Annotated in this window: 1 protein-coding gene; it reads right to left on the bottom strand. The window is 61.3% G+C overall.

From position 1 onward, the window contains the following. A partial coding sequence (locus ISO4_RS16850) for an IS110 family RNA-guided transposase (protein WP_194856985.1) occupies positions 1 to 887 on the bottom strand: 887 nt, incomplete at both ends.

The following is an 887-nucleotide window of genomic DNA, read 5'->3' on the forward strand; positions in this document are numbered from 1 at the left end:
CGGCGCATAGGGCCTGGATCTTCTTTTTGCCCCGTGACACAAGGGCGTCGTAAAAGGCCTTCACCCGCGGGTCGTGCTGGACGGCGCTCATGGCTGGCATGTACAAGGCCGCCCGGAGATAAGCATTACCCGCCTTGCTCAAGCGCGCTGGCCGATTGACGCTGCTGCCCGACTGCGTCAATCGGACATCCAGGCCTGCAAAACGACTGACTTGCGGGGCTTTCAGACTGGAAGGCAGCACACACAGCTCCGCCAGTACGATCAGGGCGGTGGCCTTACCAACGCCTTTGGCGGCACACATATGGGTAAGGTACCGGGACAGGGTTTCACACTCCGCGATCAGCGCCAGCGCCGCCTGGCTCAGCCGTTCAATGCGCCTATCCAGGTAGGCGATACCCTCTTGTTCGTCCTCAACCAGTAGGGACCGGGTCGAGTTCTTGGCCTGTAGGGCATGCAGCCGGTTCTTGCCTCGGGGCCGGGTACCGGTCAAGCGGTTGATCTGCCGCCCGATAGCGCGCAGCGCCAGCCGGACCTCATCGGGAGGTGTCCACAGCGAGGGCTCGATGCGTTCACCGTATTCCGCCAGCAAGGCGGCATCGACCCCGTCGGTCTTGCTCCCGGCCAACTTCAGTTTAGCGAAGTGGTGGAAGCTTTTGGGATTGATGACTGCCACCGGCAGCCCTGCTTGCACCACGGCTACCGCCAAATCAAAGTAGTAGATTCCCGTCGCCTCCATAGTGATGAGCGTGGGCTTGAGGTTGTGGAGGCGCGTGATCGCTTTGGCGTGCCCCTGGGGCGATTGCGAGAACGACTCCACCTTGGAAGCCTTGCCTCCCTTGCGGTTCACCAGATCAAAGGTTTTCGCCGCAATATCTACGCCCACAAAC

The sequence above is a fragment of the Alloalcanivorax venustensis ISO4 genome (assembly GCF_015356855.1).
Taxonomy (GTDB): domain Bacteria; phylum Pseudomonadota; class Gammaproteobacteria; order Pseudomonadales; family Alcanivoracaceae; genus Alloalcanivorax; species Alloalcanivorax venustensis.